Consider the following 22502-nt stretch of genomic DNA (forward strand, 5'->3'; position numbering starts at 1 on the left):
CAGCCTCAAGACTTGAATAGATCCAGTGTTACGAAACAGGCGGCTTAGGTTTGGAACGCCACTCTTTATCGACAATCAAACGGGCACCTCGTTTGAAGGTGAAGTAAGCGTACGCCCACTGCCAGATAACGAAAACTTTGTTCTTAAAACCAATCAGATAATAGACGTGAATGAATAACCACAAAATCCACGCGAAGAATCCGCTGAATTTCAGATTGCTGATTTGTGCGATGGCCTTGCGGCGGCCAATCGTGGCCATCTGTCCCTTGTCGAGATACTTAAACTCAAGTCGGGGTTTACCTTCGATTTCTCTTAAAATCTGATTCGCAGCATGGGTCCCTTGCTGCATAGCCACCGAAGCAAGTCCCGGCAGGGCTTGGCCTTTGTCAGTCAGATAACAAGCTTGATCGCCCAAAACAAACACTTCCGGGTGTTCTTTCAAGCTTAAATCTTTTTCGATGATCACTCGTCCCGCACGATCCAGCGGCACACCCAGAGTTTTGTTAATGCTGGAGGGTTGCACGCCGGCGGCCCACAAGATGGTGGCGGCTTTGATGACTTCATCACCTAATACCACAGAATCAGATTTCACATCTGTGACCCGGGTGTTGGTCCAAATCTGCACGCCCAGGTCCTCCAGGTCAGCTGCGGCTTTGCGGGAAAGATCCGGATGGAAGGCGGCAAGAATTCGAGGGCCCGCTTCGATCAGAATCACACGCGTGCGTGAGGGATCAATGTGGCGGAAGTCCTTGGTCAATGTGTGGCGGCTGATTTCGCCAATGGTGCCGGCAAGCTCGACGCCGGTCGGGCCCGCGCCCACGATCACAAAAGTCAGTTGTTGCTTTTGTTTTTCTGGATCGGTTTCTTTCTCGGCTCTTTCAAAGGCCATCAGCAGGCGGCGGCGGATTTCAGTGGCTTGTTCCAAAGTCTTTAAACCCGGGGCATTTTCTTCCCATTCTGGATGGGCGAAGTAGCTGTGTTTGGCTCCGCAGGCCAGAATCAGATAGTCATATTCAAGAGAGCGATCCTGCACCTGAATTTTTTTATTCGTCAGATCGACATTTTCCAGATTGTCCAGAAAGACAGAGACGTTTTTATATTTGGAAAGTATTCCCCGGATGGGGCCGGAGATTTCCGCTGGAGAAAGTCCCGCTGTGGCTACCTGATAAAGCAAGGGCTGAAAAAGATGATAATTGCGGCGATCAATAAGAGTGACGGAAACATCTTCATTGTTTCCCAAAGCGCGCGCGGCTTTCAGCCCCGCAAAACCACCACCGACGATGACGACTTTTTTTGGCATATGAACCTCTGAAGGCACTGTAACATTTCAAGGAGTGAGAATGAATCAGAATCAATGTTATGGATACCGCAGAATAGATCGGCCCCTGAAGCACTATCAGTGGAGGTGCTGGAAAACAACACTGTGGTCTTTCGTCGTCAAAGAGCCGGAAAAACAAAAGGCCCCAGCGGGGCCTTTTTCTTTAAGTGCTTGCAGGCATCTTCATTTTTGTATTGCTCCGAACAAGCAGGATGCATAAAAGCAGCGCCGGGATTCCGATCATCGCCGTTCCCAGGAAGAACAGCGCATAGGATTCCATCAGAGCGTGGGTTTCGTTCAGTTTTTGCACCACCAGCCCCGAGAAGCCTTTCAGAACTTTTCCTAACAAAGCATAGAACGAGCTAAGCAAGGCGTACTGGGTGGCCGTGTATCCGAGCGTCGTGAGGCTCGACATGTATCCAACCAGTGCCGTCCCGGCAAAGCCGGTGGCAAAGTTATCCACGATCATGGCACCCGTAAACACTTCAGTGCTGGGTCCCATCATCGCCAAAACAGAAAAGCCAAGGTTGGAAGCCGGACCAATCACCGCCCCAATCAACAACGTCGAGATAAAGCCAAAGCGAACGGCGGTCAGGCCGGCCGCCGCAACACCCACGACCGAAGCAATCAGTCCGACGGACCCGCGCACGGCGCCCACAGTTTCTTTGGTCAGGCCAAGATCCGCATAGAAAGGATTGGCCATCGGACCCATGACAAAGTCAGAAAGGCGGTACAAGCACACTGCCGCCAGAATCAATAAAGCGCGCTGACCGTGTTGTTTGAAGAAAGAGATAAACGGACCCGCGACGGCATCAAACAGACCGCGTGCGGACCACAAAGGCACGGCCCCCGGAACATTCGCTGGTCCGTGCTTGGGTTCAGCAGCAAATAGTGTCGCAATCACACCCACGGCCATCAAAGCGCCCATGGCAGAATAAGAAACCGACCAGCCAATCGCGCCAGCCAGGATCAGAATCAATGCATCTGTCACCAGCAAAGAGGCGCGGTAACCCAGCTGATATGAAGACGACAGCAAGGCCATGTCTTCGCTGGCATCAGATACCTCAATCCTCCACGCATCGACCACGATGTCCTGGGTGGCGGAAGCAAAGGCCGCAATCGCCGCCAGCAAAGTGAACAGCGCCAAGCCGCCTTCAGGTTTGATGTAAGCCATTGCAAACAGACAGATCCCCACCAGAATTTGGGAAATGATCATCCAGCCGCGACGGCGTCCCAGCCAGGCTCCGAAAATCGGGGCATTCATTTTATCAATCAATGGAGCCCAGACAAACTTCAGCGAGTAGGCAAGCCCCACCCAGGAAAGAAAGCCGATGGTCGCCAGCGCGATACCGCTTTCACGCAGCCAGTACCCCAGGGTGTTTCCGACCAACATGAACGGCAGGCCTGAGGAAAAGCCCAGGGCCAGCATAATTGAAACTTTGGGACGAGCCAGGGACTTGATAGTGTCCATCCAGCTCAGGCGGCGAGATTTTTTTTCAGTTGTCATCGGTGCGCGGTCTTTCCAAGTTGCTTTCGCATCTTCCACAGAAGATGGCTGATGTACGGTCGGCGTATTTCGCCAGTGGTTACCATCAAGAGTTTTGTGATCTTCAAATTCACCGCATCGGTGTACAGAAGGATCAGCATTTCATAAATGAAGTTCGTGTTCAATGTCACGTGGTTGTCGGTGCCAACGCCCAGTTGCACGCCTTTTTTCTCCCACCACGAAAACGGATGGTCCTTGTAGTCTTCAAACTTGCCAGTCAGCTTGTTGTTTGAGGATGGCAGGGACACCAGGGTCACACCTTTTTGAATCATACGATTCAGAACATCGTGCTGATAGTGTTCGACTTCGCGGGCGGTGTGGAACTTGGCTTTGACGAACAGAATGTCTTCTTCCGCAGTGATCTTGGTCCCTTTCAGGATTTTTTCCAGAACGTGGCGGTTGAAACCCCAGTCCAGTTCGGTCAGCTCGCGGTACAACGGATCTTTCTCAGAAATCGGCTGACCCTGTTGGTTCTTGGCCAGAATGTCCTGATAAATCCGGTGGAAGTATTTGTTCGGATTGATGCCCAGACTGATTCCGTGTTCCAGAGTGTCGATGTGCCAGATGTTCATGGCATTGTCGACGGCCTGGATGCCCTTTTTCAGAGTGTGCCAGGTTTCGCCGTGATGCGAACGGATTTTGAAGCCACGGTACTGCAGCTTGCGGAAGCCCGCCTGCATTTCGTTGAAATGTTCTTTACGGTAAAGTTCGCGTTCATCGCCGACAGTATCGACATCGCGCAGGTGGCGCTCCAGGAACGGATACTTGTCGATCATGTCGACCAGCTCGTTGATTTGTTCCATGAAGTGTTCCTGGCGGGTTTTGAACTTTTCAGAATCAAAGTGGTTGGCTTCTTTTCTGAAAGACGGCGACAGGATGAAGTCAAAGTTCGGGTGTTTTTCCTGGAAGGCACGGAAACCGTCATACAGGCCCAGCACCACGTCTTCGGATGTCACATTGTCGATACCCGGAATTTGCTCTGACGAGCTGGCGGTGGAACGGGACAGCGAGAACTTCAAACGCACACGGCCGACGTTGAATTTGTAATACAATTCTTCAGCCATGGAATAGGCCGCTTCCTTGTGAACTTCGCGATTGATGAAGATCAATTTTGGAAGATAAAGAATTTTCAGATAGCGCGAGAAGCCTTCATTTTCCTGCAGGCGGATCAGACGGTCGACGTCTTCAACCGAACGAATGGGCAGGGCTTTGTCGCCATAGACCTCTTTGATTTTTTGTTCATAGATGTCTTTGTCCGGGCCTTCCAATAGTTTTTTCAGGCGTGGAAAAATGAACTCGGCGGTGATGGCGCCGGTCAGGTGAATGTGCTCTTCGTTGTATTTCAATGGAAAATTTTTGAAAAACTCAAACAGCGCCGCAGACATGGGGTGCTTCAGCAGGGACGAGATCGTCACCTGATTGATCTGAAAACGATTCAGCAGATCGCGGAACTCGACCACAAGGCCGTAGGCATCCAGATTCTCTGTTTTCATTTTCGAAGACAAAAGCAGATCAATGGTGTCAGAAAGCGAAATCCCGTTGGTTTCGCTGATGATGGTGGTCAGTGCTGAGGTCAGCTGATTGTGAACATCCTTATTCACCGATTCCTCCTGCAAAGAGGTTAACGGGGAATAAGATGCTTGTACATGGTTTTATGGGGACCGATATCCTTGATATCAAACAGCGGTCCATAGAATGAAAATCCAAGTCTTTCATAGAACGGAAAAGCTTTGATGCGCGCATTGAACCACACCAGGTCACAGCGACGGCTTTTTAATTCTTCCACACCAAAGCGCACCAGTTTTTGTCCCAGGCCCTGACCGCGATAGCTGTCATCCGTGGCCATGCCACGCAGGCGATAAGGATAGCCGGCTGAAAAAGCGGGATGTGATTCCTGGATGAAGGTCGCGACCGAAACAAGATTTCCGGAAATAAAAAGGCCGAAGTGGAACGTGGTCGGAAGATCGTCTCCCGGATTCACGCATTCTTCGGCGCGCAGGTGAGGCTTAAGAACTCTTTGGCGGATCGGCAGAGTGTCGGTGGTGGTGATGGTTTTAAATTCGTACTCTGTCGTCATCCGGTATTCAGTCTTAAATAGGGCGTCCAGTCGGGAGGCACGTGATCCTCGCCGATTTCCAGTTGCAGTGTTGGCAACCATGATGGAGCACGGGGCTCACTCAGTAAAGGCATATTGGCGGTGCGGGGTGTTCGGTTTGCTTTTCTTTGATTGCAGTCCCGACAGGCGGAAACAACGTTGGTCCAGTTTTTAGGGCCGTTATGAGAGGCGGGGACGACGTGATCAAGAGTGAGGAGCTTGGCGGCGAGTTTGGTGCCACAGTACTGGCAGGTGTAATTATCGCGGATATAAACGTTTTCCCGGCAGAATCGGACGGCTCCGGCGGTCCGGGGTCGTACATACGTCTTCAGCCGCAAGACACTGGGCAGCTGAAACCTTCGTTGTACCGACCGGGCAAACGCAGAGTGATATTCCAATATCTCTACTTTTCCCTGAAACCACAATACCAAGGCCTTTTGCCAACCTACGATCTGCATCGGCTCGTAGCTAGAGTTGAGCAACAAAGACCTCAGCGAGGACATGTGCATCATGCGTTCCCCCCTCAGGCGCGATCCTAAATATGATTATATCTAGCTCTGCGTCTCAATTTCAAGTGTCTCGTTAAATATTCAAAAGAACTGGGTCTTTTCGGTTGCCTGAATAGGTCCAAAATGGGATACCGTCGGCATTAAGCGCACAGGAGGCATATAAATGAAAAGAGTCTTGGCATTTAACTACGTTTTAAAAGGACCTGACGGCAACGTATTGGACGCTTCTGAGCGCAACCAGCCGCTTCCATTCCTGGAAGGTGCGGGCCAGATCATTCCTAAACTTGAAGAAGAAATCAAAGACCTGCAAGAGGGCGATAAAAAAACTGTGAAGCTGGCAGCGAAAGACGCTTACGGCGAAGTGAAAGACAATATGTTCATGGACGTTCCTAAAGCGGAGCTTGCGCACCTTCCACAATTGGAAGTCGGTGCTCACCTGCGTTTGGAATTGGGTCAGGGTGCACACATCGTGCGCGTGACTAAAATCACTGACGAAGCAGTTACTTTGGATGGCAACCACCCATTGGCAGGTCAGGATCTTGAATTTGCAATTGAGATGGTTTTGATTCGTGAGGCGACGGCGGAAGAAGTTCTGCATGGACACCCGCACGGCCTCCACGGCAACAGTGGCCACTAGTCGGCCGATGAAAAGGGCCCATCCGACTGCGTTGTCGGGGGACCCTTTTCGCTTCGACGTGCTTGGAGCACGCCTCCGCTTCAAGGGGACCCCTCCGCCTTGCGGCTGAACCCTTTTGATCAGCCTCATTGTAGTTTGATGGATTGGCTGATCGGATTTTAACTTTGAATTTCTTTTGAATTTATTTGGGAGTTTTTCGATGCCTTCGTTTGATATTGTTTCTGAGATTGATGTTCAGGAAGTGGACAACGCCGTAAATCAGGCGCGTAAAGAGATTGAAGCTCGTTACGATTTCAAAGGCAGTAAGGCTGAGCTTCAATGGGATAAGAAAGAAATGGTCCTTCTGGCGGAGGATGATTACAAAATTGGGGCGATGGCCGGGATTCTGCAAACCAAATTGCATCGTCGTGGGATTGATATCAAAGCGATTAAATTCGAAAAAATTGAAGAAGCTGGTGGCAGAATGCTTCGCCAGAAGGTCACTTTGGTACAGGGAATTGACCGCGAGATCGCCAAGGATATCATTAAATTGATTAAGGATTCCAAGCTGAAGGTGCAGCCGCAGGTTGCGGATGACAAACTGAAAGTGACGTCAAAAAGTATTGATGAGCTTCAGGAATGCATCAGTCTGGTGCGTGGTGGGAACTTCCCTCTTCCCTTACAATTTAATAATATGCGCGCTTAAAATTGGGCTTGCACGTTTTTTGGGCTATGCTAGCGTTATTGGTAGTTAAAAGTCCCCGTGTGAGTGTACTCGATTTCATCTTGTTCGAAGGCTTCCTCGGGTATTATGGCCCAACCATAGGAGGTCTTTGTGGCTAAGAAACTTTACGTAGGCAACTTGCCTTACTCTGTAGACGATGAGGCACTTCATCAACACTTCGCACAGTTCGGTGCGGTAGATTCAGCAAAAGTGATCATGGATAGAGAAACCGGTCGCTCTAAAGGCTTCGGCTTTGTAGAGATGTCCGATGACTCTGCTGCTGATCAAGCTATCGAAAGAGGCAACGGTATTGAGTTGGGCGGTCGTCCTATCAATATCTCTGAGGCTCGTCCTCAGGCTCCTCGTGAAGGCGGCCCACGTCGTGGTGGTGGCGGCTTCGGTGGTGGTCGCGGCGGTGGCGGCGGCGAAAGACGTGGTGGCTTCGGCGGCGGTGGTCGCGGTGGTCCTCGCTAAGCAGCCCATACTTTGACGAAGCTGGACTTGTCATTGTCTTAAAAACTAAGGTCTCATAGGAACCCTATGAGACCTTTTTTATTTTCACTCATTCTTCTTTTTAGTTCTTTTTCGTTTGCCCAAAAAAAACTGATCGTTCTGGGTGATTCGCTCACCGAAGGATATGGCGTTGCCAAAGAGGCCGCGTTCCCCGCGGTCCTGGAAAAGAAACTTCACGAGGCCGGCAAGAAGGAATGGACCATCATCAATGCCGGGGTCAGTGGTTCCACCACAGCGTCGGGGCTTAGCCGCATGAAGTGGGTGTTTAAATCAAAGCCTGATGTTGTGCTTTTGGCCTTGGGGGCCAACGATGGTTTGCGCGGTTTGAAAGTCGAAGACAGCGAAAAACATCTGGCTCAGTCCATCGAATACGCACAATCCCAAAAAGTAAAAGTCATTCTGGGTGGTTTGTACATGCCACCGAACTACGGCAAGGACTACACCGACAAATTCAAAAAAATGTACGAGTCGCTGGCCAAGAAATACAAGCTGACCTTCATTCCATTCATCCTGGACAAGGTGGCGGGAAATCCAAAATACAATCTGGCCGACGGGATTCATCCCAACGAAGAAGGTCATAAAATTATCGCAGACAATGTGTTTTCAGTTCTAAAGGGGGCGTTGTGAGTTTGATCCTGAAAGATGTCAAAAAAGGTTTCCTGCAAGGGGAGTCCGAGATTCAGGTGCTGAAAGGCCTTAACGTCACCATCCAGCCAGGACAGGTCGTTTCTGTCGTGGGCCAGTCCGGCAGTGGCAAGTCCACGTTGCTTTCAATTCTGGCCGGCCTTGAGCGCGCGGACAGCGGCGAGATTCTGGTTGATAACATCAACCTGACCCCGATGAGCGAACAGCAAATGACTTTGTTCCGCGCCCAGAACATTGCGGTCGTCTTTCAGCAGTATCATCTGATCGCGCATCTGACGGCGGTGGAAAACGTGATGCTGGCGCTGGAGATTCTGAAAATGGAAAATCCCAAAGCCCGCGCTGAAGAAGCCCTGACCGAGCTGGGGCTGGGGCATCGCCTGAATCACTTCCCCAGTCAGCTGAGCGGTGGGGAATGTCAGCGTGTCGCGATTGCACGTGCGCTGGTGGTAAAACCTAAAATTCTGCTGGCCGATGAACCAAGCGGGAACCTGGACATCCACACGGGCGACAAGGTCATGGATGTGTTCTTTGATGTGGTTCGCAAACACAAGATCACCACGTTGCTGGTGACTCACAGTGAAGCTCTGGCGAAAAAATGTGAACGTACTTTGCGCCTTGATGAAGGCCAGTTGAAGGAAGCGTAATGATTTTCCGACTTGCCTGCCGGGAGCTTCTGCGCAGCTGGCGCTTTGGGCTCTTTTTCATATTCAATTTAAGTCTTGGTCTGACGGGCTTTGTCTCGCTTCAGGCCTTCAATGTGGCCCTGGAAACAGAAATCAAAGCCAACGCCAAATCCATTCTTTCTGCGGATCTGGCCGTGGCTGCACGCCGCGAACTGACTGACGATGAAGCCAAGAAAATGCGGGAAGTGGTGCCGGCAGCTGCCACTGAAGGCAAGATCTATGAATTCTTTGCGATGTTAAGTTCGTCCAAGGGTTCAAGACTGGTTTTGGTCAAAGCCGTGGATCAGGCCTATCCGTTTTATGGGGAGCTGGATCTTGAATCCGGCCGCCAGATCACCGCGGGCAGTGATAATAAAGATATTCTCTCCGCACCCAAGGCGTGGATCTATCCTGAGCTGAAATCCCAGCTGGGACTTGATGTCGGCGATGAGATTCAGCTGGGCCAGTTGAATTTGCAAATTTCGGATGTGGTGAAAAAAGACGCCACTCAGACCTTCCGCATGGCAAGCCTGGCGCCGAGAATCTTTGTGAACCGCGAGCTTTTGCCGCAGTCGGGTCTTTTGCAGTACGGAAGCACGTTCTCGCTGGCGCACTTGTTTAAGCTGCCAGAAACCACGGATCACAAGCTGGTGCGCGATCAGCTTTATAATGTTTTGACCGATCCACAGATCAATGTCGAAACCCCTGAAACGGCGGGTGAAGATTCCGGGCGTCAGCTGGGTTATTTGTCAGACTATCTGGGCCTGGTTGCGATCGTGGCCCTGTTTATGTCAGCGCTGGGGGCGGCCTACATTTACCGTCTGTTCCTCTCCACGCGGATGAAAGAAATCGCTATCTTGCGCACCCTGGGTCTGCAAAGTGGCGAGGCGGTCAGCGTTTACATCCTGCAAGCCTCCATGCTGGGATTGCTAGCCACCATTCCGACCATGCTGTTTAGTTTGTTGGTGTTGCCTTTGCTCAGCAAACTGCTTGCGAACTTCACTCCGTTTGATTTAAGTCCGACGGTGACGCCGGAAGCGTTCCTGATTTGTCTGTTGATGGCGGTGTTTGGCAGCTTTGTGGTCAGCATCCCGTTCCTGATGAAGATCTTTGATCTGCGTGCGGCGAAGCTGTTCAGTGAAGAAAAGTTTGCGGTGGGTGAAGGGCAGCGTCGTTATTGGACGTTCCTGCCTTGTGTGGCTTTGTTCTATTTCCTTTCGGTGTATCAGGCACATTCCTGGAAGATCGGCAGTTTGTTTGTCGGTTCGATGGTGGCTGTGGTGCTGGCGCTGCTTTTGATCGGCTATGGCACTGTCAAAATGGCCGGCTGGATTCGGGGCTTGAACCGCTGGTTCCTGAAGTTCAGCTTCTTAAGCCTTTCCCGCCGGGCGGGGGCGAGTCTTGCGATCTTTGTGGCATTGGGCTTGGGGGCTTTGCTGATCAATATCCTGCCACAGCTGAAGAACTCGCTGCAGGCGGAATTCCAGCTGGATGCCAACAGCAAGATCCCGTCACTGTTTATGTTCGATATTCAGGATGAACAATGGACGGGTCTTGAAAAGATTCTGGCGGATCGTGAAGTGAAACCATTGGGCAGATCTCCGCTGGTGCGCGCGCGTATCCTGAAAGTGAACGATCAGGATTATGAAAGAAAGCTCGACACCCAGGGATTTAAAACCCGTGAAGAAGAACGTGAAGCCCGCTTCCGCAACCGCGGGATGAATCTGTCCTTCCGTGAAGGTCTTTCTGATTCCGAAATCATGATTGATGGCCGGCCGTTCTCAGGTCCTTTTGATCCGGAAAAACAAAAGCGAGCCGAGCTGTCGGTGGAAACCCGCTTTGCCGACCGCATGGGCTTTAAGATCGGTGATGTGCTGGTCTTTGACGTTCAGGGTGTGGAAGTGGAAGGCGAAATCATCAACCTGCGCAAGGTGAAGTGGACAAGCTTCCAGCCGAATTTCTTTATTATGGTGCAAAACGGTGTTTTGAACGAAGCCCCGAAAAGCTGGATCGCGGCGATTCCGTTCCTGCCAGAACAGCAAAGATCTGAACTGCAAAATGCCATCGCCAAAGAATTTTCCAACGTGTCCGTTATTGATGTTGTGCGCACGGTGGATGATGTCCTGAAGACCGCCGAAAAAATGAGCTGGTCCCTGGAACTCATGGCGGGTCTGGCGCTATTGACCGGATACATCGTATTGTTCTCGATTGTGCGCAGTCAGATCAAGCTGCGCCGTTGGGAGCTGAACATGCTAAAAATCCTCGGCGCCAGCTGGGGAGAGGTCGCAAGCTTCATTCTGACCGAATTTGCATTTCTTGCATTTATTGCCTCGTTCTTTGGGGCGGCTTTGAGTGTGGTGGTGAGTTTTGCTCTGAATACATTCATCTTTGAAAGCGACTTTAAGTTGTCATTGATTCAGCCGCTTTTGTCGGTGGTGATTATCACGACTTTAAGTCTGGTGATTTCATTCCTGGCCAGTCTGGATATCGTGCGTGAAAGCGCCCTGAGCATCCTGCGGGAAGAAAAATAGACGGGAAACCTTTCAATCCCGTCTGCTTTGATGTACAAAAGTATCCATGATGTCGCCAAACGAGGCCTTGGCCAAAGCCAAAATCATACTTGAAGAAGGGGGAGTCATCGGCTTCCCCACCGAGACCGTTTACGGTCTGGCGGCCCGTATTGATATCCCTTCGGCCATCGAAAAGATTTTTACCACCAAAGAGCGTCCGTTCTTTGATCCCTTGATTGTGCATGTGGCGTCCATTGAACAGGCCAAGAAGGTCACGGCCTTCTGGGGACCGGCTTCTCAGGCGCTGGCGGAAGCTTTCTGGCCGGGTCCGCTGACCATGGTGCTGCCACGGGATCCTTCCGTAAATGCGATGATCACGTCGGGTCTTGAATCCGTGGGCATTCGCATGCCAAATCACCCGCTGGCTTTGGAACTGTTGCAGCAGGTGGGTGTGCCTTTGGCGGCGCCAAGTGCCAACAAGTTCGGTCGCACCTCCCCGACGTCCGCGTCCCATGTGCGGGTGGAATTTAAAAATGAAAACGTTTTCGTGGTTGATGGTGGCGATTGTGAAATCGGCATCGAATCCACGGTCTTGCTGGTTCGTCACCGTCCTGAAGGTGTGATGCTGTCGATTCTTCGCCGCGGGCATATTCTGAAATCAGATCTTGCGCGTGTGCTGGAAGAAAAGGGCCTGGCTTATGAATTCATCGAGCAGGTGGATAAGCGCGAATCCCCAGGCCATATGAAACATCACTATATGCCGCCAGTTCCGCTGGTGGTGTGTCTGGATCCGTCCCGCAGCCCGGAAAGTGTGCTGAAAGAAGTGAATGAAAAGATCGGCGAACTGCCGGATGAAATTGAAAGCATCAAGATCATCAAACCTAAAGCGGGCATTCATTCCTACGAGGTTTTAAAACTTTCCGAAGACCCGTTGCTGGCAACACGTGAATTCTATGGTCACTTGCGTGACGTGGCTGCGCGCGGGAAAGATTGCATTCTGTTTTACCGTGAAGCCCACCAAACCGGTGAGCGCTGGGAATCCCTGTTTGACCGCCTGAATAAAGCGGCCTCTCTTATTGTCTGAGTTTTCTTTGCAAACGGAAAGTCAAAGCCGGAACCATGGAGGTGATTATCGCCATGGCAACAAGGCTTGTGAACAAAGTCATGTCAATCAGTCCGGCCTTCAGGCCGAAGGTGGCCATCAGAATCTCCATGGCGCCGCGGGCGTTCAGTGACAGACCAATAGTCATGCTGTCGGTGTGATTGAACTTGCGCCAGCGGGAAACCGCGTAAGACCCGACGATCTTTCCAGCGAAGGCAATCAAAGTCACAATCGCCACCTGACGGGCATCAAAGTGCTGGGCCAGATTCAGACCCCAGCCGATGGTGACAAAGAAAATGGGTGCAAACACCCAGCGGGTGAAGCTTTCAAGTTGTTCAATGCGTTTTTCTGAAATCAAGTTCCAGTCTGAAATGAAAAGTCCCGCCATAAACACAAACACCGGCAGATGCGAGGCAATCCACGGCCCCATGCTTTGGGGTGGCAGCAGGAATGAAAACATGATCCACGCCAGAATATCACATAAGGTGGCAGCACTGACGATCAGGCGGCCCAGATTGGTTGTGTAAAGATTGGCTTCTTTTAAAAGCTGAATGATCACCGGCAGGGCTGATACGGCCATGGCGGTGGCCACGAACAAGGTGTTGCTGCCTTCCGGAAGCAGGTACAAGGCACCAGCATATCCCGTAATCAATGGGAATATGAAAGCGCCCACGCTGATCCACGAGGCTTCTTTCAGATGAGCCAGTGTCTTTTTAAGACTCAGCTCCAGGCCGGCGGCAAACAGAAAGACATAGGCTGCGATCGTGCCCAGCAGGGACACGGTTTCAGTTTTGGGAATATTTAGCAGGGTGGGGCTGAGGATCAGACCCGCAGCGATAAATAGAAACAATTTCATTTGCGGGATTTTCTCCACGCGAAAAAGCCCAGTGTTCCAAACGAGGTCAGGATAGCAAGGACCAGCATTACTGTGTTGCTGGTGGAGGGATCTGCAGAACCGGTGATTCCGAAATAATAGACGGCAGTTTTCAGGATGATCATCGATTGGATCATCACCCAGATATACGGCCACAGCTCACGCGCGGTTTTTTGATCTTCAGTCAGCTCTTTTACGGGCTTTTGTGCCTGAACCGGATAGTTCCAGTTGTTGTGACGGTGATAGTCCACCAGGATGGCATTCCAGCCCGAACGCAGATCTTCAAAGCTGACAGGTTTATCGCAAGTCTTCAGATGTTGCGCCAAACGTTCCGCCGCATCCTTGGTCAGAAGCTCTTCAGTTTCAAGGGAGTAGTAACCCGCGCGATCTGGAGAAAGGTCCTGTGGCAGGTTTTGAATGATTTCCTTCAGGTAGCTTTCAGCTTCCTGATTCAGCGGGATATCGGAAAGTGGTTTGCGAAAAACGGCTGTTTCCATAGATGTACCCTTCTCATAGCATAGCCCTTTAAGGGAATGCCAACAATATCCTGTCGGAGTTCTGACAATCTTCACATTTAAAGCCCGCTACACTGAGGTTGATCTTAAGGGGGGCCTTCGATGATCAACTCTCTGGCTTATGCAAGTCTTGAGCGTGTTTCCACGAATCTGCAGTCGTTCTATCAGCTGCGTCTGAATCGCATCCACAAATTCAAAGCCAAGATCCATATTCAGTCAGATGTGGGTCCTTTTGAAATTAAAACGGTGACCGATGTCGAAGAACTAAAAGAGGCGCTGGCTTTGCGTTACGAGGTCTTCCACCGTGAAATGCAGGGCAAGAAAGCCCCGACAGGGGTGGACGTCGATGAATTTGACTTTGACTGTGACCACCTGATCATCAAAGAAAAGCGCAGCAATCGAATTGTGGGAACCTACAGATTGAACTGCTCTTTGTTCACGGATGAATTTTATTCCGGCAAAGAATTCATGATGAATGGAATTCTGGCTCAGCCGGGTGTGAAGCTGGAGCTGGGGCGCGCCTGCATTCACAAGGATTTCCGTCGCGGGGTTTTGATCTCGCTTTTGTGGCGTGGAATTGCCGAATACATGGCGGCCTCAGATTCCAAGATGCTTTTTGGTTGCGCGACGGTGAAGACGGATGATCCCCGCGATGCAGCCCTGTTGACTCGGTACTTTGAAGAGGAAGGGCGTATTGTGCCGGGGCTTCGCACCCGTCCGACGCTGGCCTTTACAATGCCTATGCTGAATCATTTTTTAGAAGAAGTCCGAAGCCCTCTCACGGAGACTCAGAGAGCCCAGGCTGAGGAACTTCTTCCTCCTTTGTGCCGCGCCTATTTGAAAGCCGGAGCCTATATCGGTGGGGAGCCGGCATGGGATCGTGAATTCCAGTGCATTGACTTCTTGACCATTCTCCATCGGGAAGATTTAAATAGGACCCTGTGGAAGCGATTCAAGCTGGACTCCGCGGAGTCCTAAAACTTACTGTCTTTGTTCTGATTATCCTGACATTCATGTTGTGGTCGTATATCTGCCATCTGGTGGTGCGCGACCCGCAGAAAAGGCTTCAGCGCTTTTCAAATAACTCGCGCTTTTTCTCGGGCCTGATTCTGAAGGTTTTCAATCTGGATCTGACGGTCATCAACAAGCCGGCAAGTGATCAGAAATGTCTGATTGTTTCCAATCACATGGGTTTCGTCGATATTCTGATGCTGGCGTCCTGTCACCCGATGCTGTTTGTGACTTCCAATGAAATGCGTGAAACCCCGTTCCTGGGTCTTTTGACCGAGATGGGTGGTTGCATTTACGTCGAGCGCCGCAGCCGCACAAAAATTCTGGATGAAATGAAGTCCATCGTGAATGCCCTGCGCGCCGGCTTCCGTGTGGTGCTTTATCCGGAAGCGACGTCCACCAATGGCGAGCGTGTGTTGCCGTTCAAAAAGACCCTGATGATGGCGGCGGCTCAGGCTGGCGTGCCGATTCAGCCGGTGGTGATCAACTTCCGTGAGGTGAATGGTGAAGAGTTCAGCCTTAAATGGCGTGATCATCTTTGTTGGTATGGTGATATTCCCTTCGCGACGTCGATGTGGAAGTCTGCGATCCTGAAGTCTGTGAAAGGTGAGATCGAATTCCTGGAGCCGATTTACGCGACCCCGGATGATGATCGGGGCCTGATTGCCGACAAAGCCCACGCGGCCATTTCGGCTAAGTTCGTTCCGGTCAAAGGTCTTCCGGCAGAGCCCCAGCCTCCGGCCGAGATGCAGGCAGATCCCACTTGATTTAGTCCGTCCGATATGTAAATAATGTGTAAATGAGGAAGATCATTCACATCGACATGGACTGCTTTTACGCGGCTGTGGAAGTGAAGTACCGTCCCGAACTCAAAGGCAAACCTTTGGGGATCGGCGGTCCACCGAACACCCGCAGCGTGCTGTGCACCGCGAGCTATGAAGCCCGCAAGTTCGGCGTGCGTTCGGCAATGCCCTCTTCGCAAGCGGTACGTCTGTGCCCGCAGCTGGTTTTGATTCCTCCACATTTTGACTTATATAAAGCTGAAAGCCGCAAAGTCCGTGAAATCATGGAAAGATTCACAAACAAGATTGAGCCTTTGTCCCTGGATGAAGCCTATCTGGATGTGACCGATTGTGAGCAGTTCGGTGGCAGTGCCACCCTGATTGCGCAGGAAATCCGTCGTTTGATCTTTACCGAACTGAACCTGACGGCGTCCGCCGGGGTGGCGCCGAACAAGTTTCTGGCCAAGATCGCCAGTGACTGGAAAAAGCCCAACGGGCAGTTCGTGGTCAGACCTCAGGATGTGGAAACTTTTGTGAAAGACCTGCCGGTTGAAAAGATCTTCGGAGTGGGCAAAGTCACCGCCCAGAAGATGCATGATCTGGGGCTTCGCACGTGTGGTGATATTCAGAAATACACCGTTCTTGAATTGTCGCATTGGTTTGGATCGCGCGCGGCGGAGCTTTATGATTTTTCCCGCGGCATAGATCATCGCGAAGTGATCACCGAGTGGGAGCGCAAATCGCTGACGGTGGAGGAAACTTACAACAAGGATCTTCCCACGTTGCAGGATTGTTTAAAGACGTTGCCGTCACTTTACGAGGACTTTGTGCGCCGGATGGATCGTGGGCAGTATCACGATCGCATCAAGGGTCTGGTGATCAAGCTGAAGTTCTTCGATTTCAAACAAACCACGCATGAAGAAGTCATCAGCGAGCTTCCCACGTTGCAGGATTTTGAACGCCTGCTGGAAAAGGCCTGGAATCGCCGGGGTGTGCCGGTGCGCCTGGTGGGCTTGGGGGTTCGCTTGGGCACACAAAAGAAATTTTCCTCGGAATCCGATTCTTCTCAGTTGAAGTTTGCCATTTAGTTGTAAATCACGGTTGGAAACAGGTGGTGCATTTTTTTCTGGCATCACTGTTGCTTTAACAGTCCTTTGCCCACCAGCGGGGCCACAACGGCTTCGTTTGTTTTAAGAAAGGACACCACTATGAGAAAAATCGTATTTTCCGGCCTGCTCATAGCCACCTTGTTTCGTTGTTCAGGCGTTTACTGTTAGGGCTTTACAGCAAGAACTGTCGGGGTTGTCTCCGGCTCTGGCATTGATTCCTGGCTCTATGGCGGTCATCACGGTGATGATTGTGGTTTTGCACGTTCTGGTAAATGCAGAGGATCTGACCGAAGGGCGGTCCCTGCGCAAGTCTGTAGAAAAATGGCTGGTCAAGCTCGCTGATATGTTGAGAAACAAACGCTGAATAAGGAATCCTCTCTATTTGCTCACTTTTCTTTGTGAAAAGATGAAGTCAGCGAAGGGAGGTAATTATGATAAGCCTGACAGTCGTGATCTTGGCGCTGGCTTTGAGTTTTGGAGGATTCTATTTCATTCTTCGCAGTCGTAAAAACGGCTTCTTTGAAGAAGAGATCGGTAAGAAGAACCCTCCGGGATTTCATCCTCACCATCGAACAAAATAAAAAGGTCCCGCAAGGGACCTTTTTGCTTTAGAAAACTTTTTTCCATTCATCTTCTTTAAATCCGACCAGATGAGTGTCGTCGCCAATGACGAACGGACGCTTCACCAGTTTGCCGTTTTCAGAAAGAAGTTTGATGGCTTCTGATTCTGTCATGGACGGAAGCTTTTCGCTTAATTTCATTTCCTTGTACATCACGCCTGAAGTGTTAAACAGGTTGCGGATGCTGCCTCCACGCTCTTTCAGTGCGGAAAGCATGTCTTTCAGCTCTTTCTGAGAAGGGGCTTTGTCGACGATGGGAAGTTTGTCGTATTTGACTTTTTTCCCATCCAGAAACTTCAGCGCCTTCACGCAGGTAGAGCACTTTGCGTACTCGTAAACCTTAAGCATTGCTCTTCACCAGCCAGCCGCACATTTTATACAAAATACGCGCGCCCACGTTGCCGTCCCATTCGACTTCGCCCTCTGGCAAGCCGCCAGTGGAAACTTCGTTCAGGTCAAAAGCCACGATCTTACGACCGGAAGCATGCACTTCGCGGAACAGGAAGAAGACCTGATCCACGCTCAAGCCGCCCGGAACAGGTGTGCCGGTGTGAGGGCAGAAGGCTGGATCCAGACCATCGATATCAAAAGAGATGTAAACGTTCTGCGGAAGCTCTTTGATGATGTCTTTGCAGACTTGTTCCCAGGTTTCGCCTTTCAGCATACGGCGTTTCAGTTCCAGGTCGTAGAAGGTCTTGATGTCTTCACGGGAGTTGCTGAAGTCGTATTCTTCCTCGCAGAAGTCACGGATGCCGACTTGAACCAGCTTTTGAGGCTTTTTAGCATCAGTCATCACGTTGTACATGATGGAAGCGTGGGATTGTTTGAAGCCCTGGTAAGCCGTGCGCAGATCCGCGTGAGCATCAATGTGCAAAACGCCGAACTCGCCTTTGAATTTATCGCTGACTGCGCGGATGGCTCCAAGCGGGGTGGAGTGATCGCCACCAACCAGACCCAGCAGCTTGCCCTTTTTCAGGACGTCAGAGCACTGGTCGTAAACCCATTGGGTCATCTCTTCGCAGGCTTCATTCACCTGGGAAGCCAGCTTGTTCATTTTGGCTTCGTCTTCGCTCATATTGGTGCGCATTCCGATCAGCTCTTGAGCCACGGCTTTGAACTTGTCGTTCATGTTGCACAGGTCTTGCGGGAAGTCGCGCATGTGATAGCCGACTTCGTAGGCTTTGCCCACTTCGATGTCAAAAAGGTCAATCTGTTCACTGGCTTGGCGGATGATCTGAGGCCCGCGCGAGGCGCCCTCGCCATAAGAGGTGGTTACTTCCCAGGGAACTGGAACAAGAACGACCTTGGACTCTTCCTCGGTCATGGGAATTCCGAAGATTCCGAACTCTGCAGAAATGGTGGTCGTCGGGTCGAATTTCACAGTCTTTTCAGACATTTTTTACTCCTTAAATTAGCCCCCATGGTATAGCATTTAAGCGCGGCGTCAATCGAGCAATAACTTGATTATTTTTGTCGCATAACCCATTTTAACCCAACTTTGGGAACCACTTAAATTCCCAGCGAAATTCTTTGGAGGAAACACAATGAATATGAAGGGACTCCTGGCTCTTGCACTGAGCTCAGCTTTGACAGCTCCCGCTTTCGCAGCAGCACCAAATGCTAATGCACCAAAAGGCGGAAATTTCGTAAACAACCTTGGCGGTGAACCACCAACAGTTCATCCGATCACAAGCACAGACGTGTACGGTTCCAACGTGCAAGCGATGGTGTGTGAAGGTCTTTTGTCTCGTGATTCTGAGACTTATGACTGGAAACCTCGTTTGGCTGAAAAGTGGGAAGTCTCCAAAGACAACAAAACTTTCACTTTCTTCCTTCGTAAAAATGCAGTCTTCCATGACGGCAAGCCGGTAACAGCTGAAGACGTTAAGTTCTCCTTCGACGCGATCTTCGAGCCAAAATATGAAGCGGCTCACCTTCGTCCCTACTACGAAGGTCTTTCCAAAGTTGAAGTGGTTGATTCTCACACTGTGAAATTCACCGCTAAAGACATGTACTTCAAAAACTTCGAATCCGCTGCGGGTCTGACCATCATCCCTAAGCACATCTATGGCGATGTTGAGAAATCCAAAAAAATGAACCGTCAGTTGATCTGCACCGGTGCATACTCCATGTCCAAATTCGACCGTGGTCAAATGATCCAGTTGAAGAAATTCGACAAATGGTGGGGTTTGAACGAGCCATTGTACAAAGGCGCGTACAACTTCGACACTGTGACTCTTCGTTTCTACAAAGACGAGAACGTTCAACTTGAGCGCGCTAAAAAAGGTGAGCTTGATTACCTTGACCTGCGTATTGAATCCTTCATGAAAAAAACTGAAGGGGCTCCTTGGGGCAAAACTGTTCTTAAGCACAAAGTTGCCAACAGCGCTCCTAAGTCTTACGGCTTCGTGGGTTGGAACTTCCGCAAAGAATTGTTCCAGGACAAAAACGTACGTGTGGCTTTGGCTCACCTGTTGAACCGCGAAGAGATGAACAAAAAGTTCCGTTACGGCATGTCTGATCTTGCTAACGGCGCTGTTTACATCAAATCCGAATACAACCCAGGCAACAAAGCTTTGGAATTCAATCCGAAGAAAGCTCAGGAATTGCTGGCTAAAGCCGGTTGGAATGACGCTGACAAAAACGGTGTTCTTGAGAAAACCGTGAACGGCAAGAAATCTGAGTTCAAGTTCACTTTGATCTACCCTAATAAAGACGTAGAGAAATACTGGACTATGTACCGCGAGGACCTGAAAAAAGCCGGTATCGACATGGAACTTAAGTATCTTGAGTGGAACTCCTTCCTGAAGCTGGTTGACGAAGGTAACTTCGACGCTGTGACCATGGCTTGGGGTGGTGGTTCTGTTGATCCAGATCCAAAACAAATCTGGCACTCTTCCGGTGCGATCCCAGGTGGTTCTAACTTCATCGGTTACAAAAACCCTGAAGTGGACAAACTTATCGACGAAGCCCGCGTTGAGCCGAATAAAGCAAAACGTGTTGCTAAGTTGAAAGAAGTTTACAGAAGAATCGCTGAAGACGCTCCATACGCGTTCTTGTTCAACGACAAGTACGTATTCTATGCAAATTCTTCACGCATGGGCACTCCTGCAGAGACATTTAAGTACGAAATTGGTACAGACTACTGGTGGATGAAGCCTCAATAGGCTTCTTCCTCTGGAATTGTTCATCTGTCTCTTATTAGTTTGGGAGTAGGGCTTTGATCGTCTACCTGATTCGCCGATTACTACTGATGATCCCGACATTCTTCGGGATCACCATCATGACTTTCGTTCTTATCAATCTGGCTCCGGGCAGCCCCATTGAGCAGAAACTGCAGGCAATTCGCTTCGGTTCTGCTGGTGGCGGTGGCGGCGGAGCTGCCGGCGTTAACAGTCGCGGGGACTCCGCGGTTAACGAAGAAGTGATTGAGGCTTTGAAGAAACAATACGGTTTCGACAAGCCTTTGCACGAACGTTACATCATCTGGCTAAAAAATCTGTCCCGTTTGGATTTCGGTGAAAGCTTCACCTACCAGGAGCCGGTCATTGACGTGATCAAAAGTAAGTTCCCGGTTTCCTTGCAGTTCGGTATCGCCTCTTTGATCCTGACTTATCTGGTGTGTATCCCTCTGGGTGTTCGCAAAGCCATCAAGGCCGGCGGCGCTTTTGACCGTATCACCACTATTATTCTGAATCTGACGTACTCCATCCCACCATTGGTTTTGGGTATCTTCCTGATCGTTGTGTTCGCCGGGAAACTGAACATGTTCCCATTGGGTGGATTGCACTCGGACGATTATGAAGTGCTGACCACCTGGGGTAAGATCGTGGATCGCGCTCACCACTTTGTGCTGCCGCTGATCTGTTACATGATCGGTGGTTTCACGGAGCTTTCCACTCTGATGCGAAACTCCATGCTGGATGTTGTGAAGTCCGACTTTGTTCGTACGGCACGCGCCAAGGGTCTTTCTGACAACGTGGTTATCTTCAAACATGCTCTTCGCAACGCTTTGATCCCGATCGCAACCGGTTTGGGTGGCTTCTTCGGAGCCTTCCTGGCGGGTTCTTTGATCATCGAACAGATGTTCAATTTGGACGGTATCGGTTTGCTGGGTTATCAGTCCATCATGGCGCGTGACTATAACGTGATCATGGGTCTGACATTTATTTCGTCTTTGCTTTTGATGTTCGGACGTATTTTCTCTGACATCATTTATGTTCTTATTGATCCAAGGATTGACTTCAAATGATCGAAAAATATCTTATTCGCAATGAATTGACGCTGAAGAGATATAAGCGATTTAAGCGCGATCGTGTCGCTGTTGTCTCTGTTTGGATTCTTTTGGCTATGTTCTTCGTGAGCTTCACGGCAGAACTTTGGGCCAACAATCACCCGCACGTGATGAGCTACAACGGGAAGTTGTTCTTCCCATTGTTCAAGGACTATCACCCAACTGCCTTCGGCCGTGATGACATCTATGTGATGGATTATCGTGAGCTTGAAATGAAAGAGGGCGACTGGGCGGTATGGCCGGTTATTCAGTGGGACCCGTATGAAAGCAACAAACTTGTAGACACGTATCCATCCCCTCCAACCCAGGTAAATTGGTTGGGTACGGATGAGAGCGGTCGTGACGTGATGACTCGTCTGTTGTACGGCTTCCGTTACACGATGTTGTTCGCGATCGGTTCTTGGCTGGCGACCTATGCGATTGGTATCACCATGGGTGCTATCATGGGTTACATGGGTGGCAAGACCGACTTGGTAGGTCAGCGTCTGGTTGAGATCGTGGAAAGCACCCCGATCCTGATCGTTCTTTTGACCATCATTTCTATCTTTACTCCAAGCTTGCCGTTGTTGATCGGGTTCTTCGCGATCTTCAGCTGGACCGGGATCTCTGCTTATATGCGTGCCCAGTTCCTGTCTTTGAGAAAGCGTGAGTACGTTGAGGCAGCTAAAGCGATTGGTGCGGATCACACCCGTATCATTGGTAAACACATCCTGCCGAACGGTTTGACTCCGATTGTGACTTTTGCGCCGTTCTTTATCGCAGGTGGCGTGAATACATTGTCTTTCCTGGATTACCTGGGCTTGGGTCTTCGTCCGCCGACTCCTTCTTGGGGTGAGTTGCTGGCTCAGGCTCAAAAATGGTTCACGATTGCAGAGTGGATTGTTTGGGGCCCGATGGTGGCTCTGGTTCTGACTCTGACCCTGTTGATCAACATCGGTCTTGCAGTCCGCGACGCCTTCGACTCCAAAATGTAGATAAAAAACAGGTGGCTTAAGGCCACCTTTTTTTATCCCCAAAAAGGTGCCTGGTGACTTTTTACACCTACACCGCATCATTC

At 50.5% G+C, this 22502-nt stretch carries 24 protein-coding genes; 15 read left to right on the top strand and 9 right to left on the bottom strand.

The features are described 5' to 3' along the window. Window positions 1–28: 28 nt before the first annotated feature. The 5 genes from BD_RS01555 to BD_RS18025 form a co-directional block, all read right to left on the bottom strand. Window positions 29–1300, bottom strand: a complete 1272-nt coding sequence (locus tag BD_RS01555) for an NAD(P)/FAD-dependent oxidoreductase (protein ID WP_041583434.1) — start codon at window positions 1298–1300, stop codon at window positions 29–31. Window positions 1301–1481: 181 nt separating this feature from the next. Then, window positions 1482–2825 (bottom strand): AmpG family muropeptide MFS transporter, encoded by a 1344-nt coding sequence (locus tag BD_RS01560; RefSeq protein WP_011162930.1) that lies wholly within the window; start codon window positions 2823–2825, stop codon window positions 1482–1484. Then, window positions 2822–4465 carry an amidohydrolase family protein gene (locus BD_RS01565; RefSeq protein WP_011162931.1) on the bottom strand — a complete coding sequence of 548 codons (1644 nt, stop codon included), beginning with the start codon at window positions 4463–4465 and terminating at the stop codon, window positions 2822–2824. The genes BD_RS01560 and BD_RS01565 overlap by 4 nt, the downstream gene beginning before the upstream one ends. A 20-nt stretch (window positions 4466–4485) precedes the next feature. Next, on the bottom strand, window positions 4486–4941 hold the full coding sequence (locus tag BD_RS01570; protein ID WP_011162932.1) for a GNAT family N-acetyltransferase: 456 nt from the start codon (window positions 4939–4941) through the stop codon (window positions 4486–4488). Then, a complete protein-coding gene (locus BD_RS18025; protein WP_080558973.1) occupies window positions 4938–5471 on the bottom strand; it encodes an HNH endonuclease in 534 nt (177 codons plus the stop codon). The genes BD_RS01570 and BD_RS18025 overlap by 4 nt, the downstream gene beginning before the upstream one ends. A 160-nt stretch (window positions 5472–5631) precedes the next feature. Between BD_RS18025 and BD_RS01580 the strand changes: the two genes are divergently transcribed. The 7 genes from BD_RS01580 to BD_RS01610 all read left to right on the top strand — a co-directional run bounded on the left by BD_RS01580 (window position 5632) and on the right by BD_RS01610 (window position 12222). Next, window positions 5632–6105: an FKBP-type peptidyl-prolyl cis-trans isomerase gene (locus BD_RS01580; RefSeq protein ID WP_011162933.1), complete on the top strand. Its 474-nt coding sequence runs from the start codon at window positions 5632–5634 to the stop codon at window positions 6103–6105. A 199-nt stretch (window positions 6106–6304) separates the two neighbouring features. Beyond that, on the top strand, window positions 6305–6790 hold the full coding sequence (locus BD_RS01585) for a YajQ family cyclic di-GMP-binding protein (RefSeq protein WP_011162934.1): 486 nt from the start codon (window positions 6305–6307) through the stop codon (window positions 6788–6790). Window positions 6791–6919: 129 nt separating this feature from the next. Continuing rightward, complete coding sequence (locus BD_RS01590; protein ID WP_011162935.1) at window positions 6920–7282, top strand: RNA recognition motif domain-containing protein; 363 nt, start codon at window positions 6920–6922, stop codon at window positions 7280–7282. 66 nt (window positions 7283–7348) lie between these two features. Beyond that, entirely contained in the window at window positions 7349–7948 is a 600-nt protein-coding gene (locus BD_RS01595) for an arylesterase (protein WP_011162936.1), read from the top strand. Continuing rightward, on the top strand, window positions 7945–8610 hold the full coding sequence (locus BD_RS01600) for an ABC transporter ATP-binding protein (RefSeq protein ID WP_011162937.1): 666 nt from the start codon (window positions 7945–7947) through the stop codon (window positions 8608–8610). The genes BD_RS01595 and BD_RS01600 overlap by 4 nt, the downstream gene beginning before the upstream one ends. Continuing rightward, window positions 8610–11159, top strand: coding sequence for an ABC transporter permease (locus tag BD_RS01605; RefSeq protein ID WP_011162938.1), 2550 nt, complete (start codon window positions 8610–8612; stop codon window positions 11157–11159). The genes BD_RS01600 and BD_RS01605 overlap by 1 nt, the downstream gene beginning before the upstream one ends. A 46-nt stretch (window positions 11160–11205) precedes the next feature. Then, window positions 11206–12222: an L-threonylcarbamoyladenylate synthase gene (locus BD_RS01610; protein ID WP_011162939.1), complete on the top strand. Its 1017-nt coding sequence runs from the start codon at window positions 11206–11208 to the stop codon at window positions 12220–12222. Here BD_RS01610 and BD_RS01615 read toward each other — a convergent pair. Beyond that, a complete protein-coding gene (locus BD_RS01615) occupies window positions 12212–13096 on the bottom strand; it encodes a cation:proton antiporter (RefSeq protein WP_011162940.1) in 885 nt (294 codons plus the stop codon). The two genes, BD_RS01610 and BD_RS01615, sit on opposite strands and share 11 nt — an antisense overlap. Continuing rightward, window positions 13093–13611, bottom strand: coding sequence for a hypothetical protein (locus BD_RS01620; protein WP_144313896.1), 519 nt, complete (start codon window positions 13609–13611; stop codon window positions 13093–13095). Before BD_RS01620 ends, BD_RS01615 begins: the two co-directional genes overlap by 4 nt. Before the next feature lie 120 nt (window positions 13612–13731). Here BD_RS01620 and BD_RS01625 point away from each other — a divergent pair, with 120 nt between their 5' ends. From BD_RS01625 to BD_RS18135, 5 genes are all read left to right on the top strand, one after another. Further along, window positions 13732–14607: a GNAT family N-acetyltransferase gene (locus BD_RS01625; RefSeq protein ID WP_011162942.1), complete on the top strand. Its 876-nt coding sequence runs from the start codon at window positions 13732–13734 to the stop codon at window positions 14605–14607. Between the two features lie 35 nt (window positions 14608–14642). Next, window positions 14643–15407, top strand: coding sequence for a lysophospholipid acyltransferase family protein (locus BD_RS01630; RefSeq protein ID WP_011162943.1), 765 nt, complete (start codon window positions 14643–14645; stop codon window positions 15405–15407). Between the two features lie 32 nt (window positions 15408–15439). Beyond that, the gene (dinB, locus tag BD_RS01635) at window positions 15440–16510 is read left to right on the top strand and encodes a DNA polymerase IV (RefSeq protein WP_011162944.1); all 1071 of its coding nucleotides are present in this window, start codon (window positions 15440–15442) and stop codon (window positions 16508–16510) included. 247 nt (window positions 16511–16757) lie between these two features. After that, window positions 16758–16895, top strand: coding sequence for a hypothetical protein (locus BD_RS18235; protein ID WP_162145199.1), 138 nt, complete (start codon window positions 16758–16760; stop codon window positions 16893–16895). Window positions 16896–16962: 67 nt separating this feature from the next. Then, window positions 16963–17112, top strand: a complete 150-nt coding sequence (locus BD_RS18135) for a hypothetical protein (protein WP_157865628.1) — start codon at window positions 16963–16965, stop codon at window positions 17110–17112. A 27-nt stretch (window positions 17113–17139) separates the two neighbouring features. Here the strand turns inward: BD_RS18135 and BD_RS01640 are convergent, their stop codons facing one another. Together BD_RS01640 and BD_RS01645 are read right to left on the bottom strand one after the other, a co-directional pair. Further along, complete coding sequence (locus BD_RS01640; protein WP_011162948.1) at window positions 17140–17499, bottom strand: arsenate reductase family protein; 360 nt, start codon at window positions 17497–17499, stop codon at window positions 17140–17142. After that, entirely contained in the window at window positions 17492–18547 is a 1056-nt protein-coding gene (locus BD_RS01645; RefSeq protein WP_011162949.1) for an agmatinase family protein, read from the bottom strand. The genes BD_RS01640 and BD_RS01645 overlap by 8 nt, the downstream gene beginning before the upstream one ends. A 148-nt stretch (window positions 18548–18695) precedes the next feature. Between BD_RS01645 and BD_RS01650 the strand changes: the two genes are divergently transcribed. Genes BD_RS01650 through BD_RS01660 form a run of 3 tightly spaced genes read left to right on the top strand, consistent with a single transcriptional unit; the run spans window position 18696 to window position 22419 of the window. Next, a complete protein-coding gene (locus BD_RS01650; protein ID WP_011162950.1) occupies window positions 18696–20318 on the top strand; it encodes a peptide-binding protein in 1623 nt (540 codons plus the stop codon). A 53-nt stretch (window positions 20319–20371) separates the two neighbouring features. Continuing rightward, a complete protein-coding gene (locus BD_RS01655) occupies window positions 20372–21403 on the top strand; it encodes an ABC transporter permease subunit (protein WP_011162951.1) in 1032 nt (343 codons plus the stop codon). Further along, a complete protein-coding gene (locus BD_RS01660; RefSeq protein WP_011162952.1) occupies window positions 21400–22419 on the top strand; it encodes an ABC transporter permease subunit in 1020 nt (339 codons plus the stop codon). The genes BD_RS01655 and BD_RS01660 overlap by 4 nt, the downstream gene beginning before the upstream one ends. Window positions 22420–22502 lie beyond the last annotated feature (83 nt).

Origin of the sequence: Bdellovibrio bacteriovorus HD100 (genome assembly GCF_000196175.1) — a bacterium.
Taxonomy (GTDB): Bacteria; Bdellovibrionota; Bdellovibrionia; order Bdellovibrionales; family Bdellovibrionaceae; genus Bdellovibrio; species Bdellovibrio bacteriovorus.